This is a genomic window from Mesorhizobium sp. M4A.F.Ca.ET.020.02.1.1 (genome assembly GCF_004022645.1).
Taxonomy (GTDB): domain Bacteria; phylum Pseudomonadota; class Alphaproteobacteria; order Rhizobiales; family Rhizobiaceae; genus Mesorhizobium.
On the sequence record NZ_RZOI01000667.1, the window covers coordinates 1 to 3,306 of the forward strand.

Sequence of the window (3,306 nt, forward strand, 5' to 3'; positions counted from 1 at the left end):
CGGATGCCCTTGAGATTGGCGCGATACTCGGCCTTGTCGGTGAAATACCAGGTCATCGAGGTGATGTGATGCGGCTCGCCGCCCGCCTCGGCCAGCACGGCGACGATGTTGGCGAGCGTCTGGCGTACCTGGCCGACGAAATCGTCGGTCTCGAACCGGCACTCGGCATTCCAGCCGACCTGGCCGCCGACGAACACCAGCCGGCCGCGCGCGGCGACGCCGTTGGCGTAACCGATGGGCTTTGCCCAGCCTTCCGGCTGCAGGATGGTGTGCATGACTAGACTCCCCCTAATCGAAATGCGGGCTGCGGGACATTCATCAGTCTCACGCCGCCCCCATGACCTGTCGCGCGATCACCACTTTCTGCACGTCGGATGCTCCCTCGTAGATGCGCAGCGCACGGATCTCGCGATAGAGGCTTTCGACGATGTGATCCTTGCGCACCCCGTCGCCGCCATGCAGCTGCACGGCCGCGTCGATCACCTCCTGTGCGCGGTCGGTTGCGAACAGTTTGGCCATCGCCGCCTCGCGGGTCACGCGTGGGGCCCCCATGTCCTTGGTCCAGGCGGCGCGGTAGACGAGAAGCGCCGCGGCATCGACATCCAGCGCCATGTCGGCGATGTGGCCCTGCACCATCTGCAGGTCCGCCATCGGCGCGCCGAACAGTTCGCGCTCTGCGGCGCGACTGACGCTCTCGTCCAGGGCACGACGGGCAAAACCGAGTGCCGCGGCACCCACGGTCGAGCGGAACACGTCGAGCACCGACATGGCGATGCGAAAGCCGTCACCGGGCTTGCCGATCAGCGCGGAAGCGGGGACGCGGGCGTTGTCGAACGACAGTCGCGCCAGCGGGTGTGGGGCGATCGTCTCCAGCCGCTCGGCGATGCTCAGGCCTTCGGTCTCGGCCGGCACGATGAAGGCCGAAATCCCCTTGGCGCCAGGCGCCTCGCCGGTGCGGGCGAAGACGATGTAGAGATCGGCGATGCCGCCATTGGAAATCCAGGTCTTCTCGCCGGTCAGCAGATAATCGTCGCCATCGCGCGTGGCCGTCATTTCCATGTTGGCGACGTCCGATCCGGAGCGCGGCTCCGACAGCGCGAAGGCCGAGATCGCCTTGCCGGCCCGCGTCTTGCCCAGCCAATGCTGTTGGTCCGGCGTGCCGAACAGGCTGAGCGCGCCGGTGCCGAGCCCTTGCATGGCGAAGGAAAAGTCGGCCAGCCCGTCATGGCGGGCAAGTGTCTCGCGCGTGATGCAGAGCGTGCGCACGTCGAGCGGTCCGGGATTGTCCGTGTCGAGCGCCGTCGGCTTCAGCCAACCGTCACGGCCGAGCTTCGCCACCAGCTCCCGGCAGGCGGCGTCGACATCGTGATGGTCGACCGGCAGGTTCTTCGCGCACCAGGCGTCGAGCTGGTCGGCGAGCTGGCGATGGCGCTCCTCGAAGAAGGGCCAGTTGAGGAAGGAACGGTCAGACATGTTTGCCTCCGCAGTTCTGCGAGGTCTGTGCTCTACGGCGCCCCCCTCTGTCCTGCCGGACATCTCCCCCTCTTGGGGGGAGATCAGCTGTCATGTCGGCTTTCGCCAATCGCCAAAGCCGCAAGAATGAGCGGGGCGCCGAAACCGCCAATCTCCCCCCTTGAGGGGGAGATGTCCGGCAGGACAGAGGGGGGTGCTGTCCCGCCAACGTGTCCAACAATCCGCCCATCTCAATTCCCCTCGAACACAGGCTTTTCCTTTGCGACGAACGCCTTGTAGGCGCGCTCGAAATCAGCTGTCTGCATGCAGATCGCCTGCGCCTGCGCTTCCGCCTCGATCGCCTGGTCGAGCCCCATCGACCATTCCTGGTTGAGCTGCGTCTTGGTGATGCCATGCGCGAAGGTCGGGCCGGAGACGATGCGTGCCGCCAGGTCGAGCGCGTCGGCCTCGAGTGCGGTCGACTCCACCAGCCGGTTGTAAAAACCCCAGCGCTCGCCTTCGGCCGCGCTCATGGTGCGGCCGGTGTAGAGCAGCTCCGCGGCGCGGCCCTGGCCGATGATGCGCGGCAGGATCGCGCAGGCGCCCATGTCGCAGCCGGCAAGACCGACGCGGGTGAACAGGAAGGCGGTCTTGGCTTCCGGCGTGGCGATGCGGATATCGGAGGCCATGGCGACGATGGCGCCGGCGCCGACCGCCACGCCGTCGACAGCGGAAATGATCGGCTTGCCGCAGTTGAGCATCGCCTTGACGAAGTCACCAGTCATGCGGGTGAAGGCGAGCAGCGCCTTCATGTCCATCTTGACCAGCGGTCCGATGATGTCGTGGACATCGCCGCCCGAGCAGAAATTGCCGCCATTGGGCAGGAACACGACGGCGTCGATATCGTCGGCGTAGACGAGATCGCGAAACGTGTCGCGCAACTCGGCATAACTGTCGAAGGTTAGCGGGTTCTTGCGCTCGGGACGGTCGAGCCGGACCTTCGCGACCTTGCCTTCCACATCCCAGAGGAAGTGCTTCGGCTTGAGGTTGGCCATGGCGCTCATTCGCGTCCCTCCCAGTTGCTGCGGAACGAAGTCAGCATGCCGGTCAGCCGGCGCGCCTCTTCCTCGCTGACAGTGCCGAGCAGCTCACCGACCCAGCTTTCATGCGCGGCGGCGATCTCGGCGAAGGCCCTCGACCCTTCCTCGGTCAGTCGCACCATCGAGGTGCGGCGGTCGCCATTGCGGCGCGCCCGAGCCACCAGCCCTTCCGACACCAGCCGGTCGACGATGCCTGTGACATTGCCGTTCGACACCAGCAGGAAGCGCGACAGGTCGCTCATCAGCATCCCCTCCTGCGACCGGTAAAGCGCCGCCATCACGTCGAAGCGCGGCAGCGTGGTGTTGAATTCCTTCTTCAGCCGCTCGCGCAGCTCCGCCTCAATCGTGCGCGAGGCGCGCAGCAGGCGGATCCACAGCCGTAGCCGCTCCTTGCCGGAGCCGGATCGGGTGGGCAACGGACCGGCTACCATGTCTCGCCTCCCGAGATCGAGATCGTCTGCCCGGTGATCGAGCGGGCGGCGTCGCCGCACAGCCACAGCACGGCTTCCGCCACTTCTTCCGGTTGAATGAAACGTCCTTGCGGGTTCGTCGCCGCCAGGCTTGCCCGCGCTTCGTCTGCCGACCGCCCGGTCTTGTCCACGATGCGCTGGATGGACTCCTCCAGCATGTCGGTCTCGACGAAGCCCGGACAGACGGCATTGACGGTGACGCCGGACTTGGCGGTCTCGGTGGCCAGCGCCCGCATCAGCCCGACGACGCCGTGCTTGGCCGCGACGTAAGGGGCCACATAGGC

The 3,306-nt window shown here is 66.4% G+C and carries 5 protein-coding genes; all 5 read right to left on the reverse strand.

The genetic code is table 11. The features are described from left to right. On the reverse strand, nt 1-275 hold a 275-nt coding region (locus EN742_RS28935; protein WP_148670332.1), incomplete at its 3' end, for a RidA family protein. Between the two features lie 49 nt (nt 276-324). Continuing rightward, entirely contained in the window at nt 325-1,473 is a 1,149-nt protein-coding gene (locus tag EN742_RS28940; RefSeq protein ID WP_127406304.1) for an acyl-CoA dehydrogenase family protein, read from the reverse strand. Nucleotides 1,474-1,703: 230 nt separating this feature from the next. Further along, complete coding sequence (locus tag EN742_RS28950; RefSeq protein WP_127406305.1) at nt 1,704-2,516, reverse strand: enoyl-CoA hydratase family protein; 813 nt, start codon at nt 2,514-2,516, stop codon at nt 1,704-1,706. Then, nucleotides 2,513-2,983, reverse strand: a complete 471-nt coding sequence (locus EN742_RS28955) for a MarR family transcriptional regulator (RefSeq protein ID WP_127406306.1) — start codon at nt 2,981-2,983, stop codon at nt 2,513-2,515. The genes EN742_RS28950 and EN742_RS28955 overlap by 4 nt, the downstream gene beginning before the upstream one ends. Beyond that, nucleotides 2,977-3,306, reverse strand: a 330-nt coding sequence (locus tag EN742_RS28960) for an SDR family oxidoreductase (protein ID WP_128333556.1), incomplete at its 5' end; no start/stop codon positions are given. The genes EN742_RS28960 and EN742_RS28955, both read right to left, overlap by 7 nt.

Excerpts from the sequence above, each read along its gene's own strand:
- EN742_RS28955 (WP_127406306.1), bottom strand. The coding sequence starts at position 2,983 with ATGGTAGCCGGTCCGTTGCCCACCCGATCCGGCTCCGGCAAGGAGCGG.
- EN742_RS28950 (WP_127406305.1), bottom strand. The coding sequence starts at position 2,516 with ATGAGCGCCATGGCCAACCTCAAGCCGAAGCACTTCCTCTGGGATGTG.
- EN742_RS28940 (WP_127406304.1), bottom strand. The coding sequence starts at position 1,473 with ATGTCTGACCGTTCCTTCCTCAACTGGCCCTTCTTCGAGGAGCGCCAT.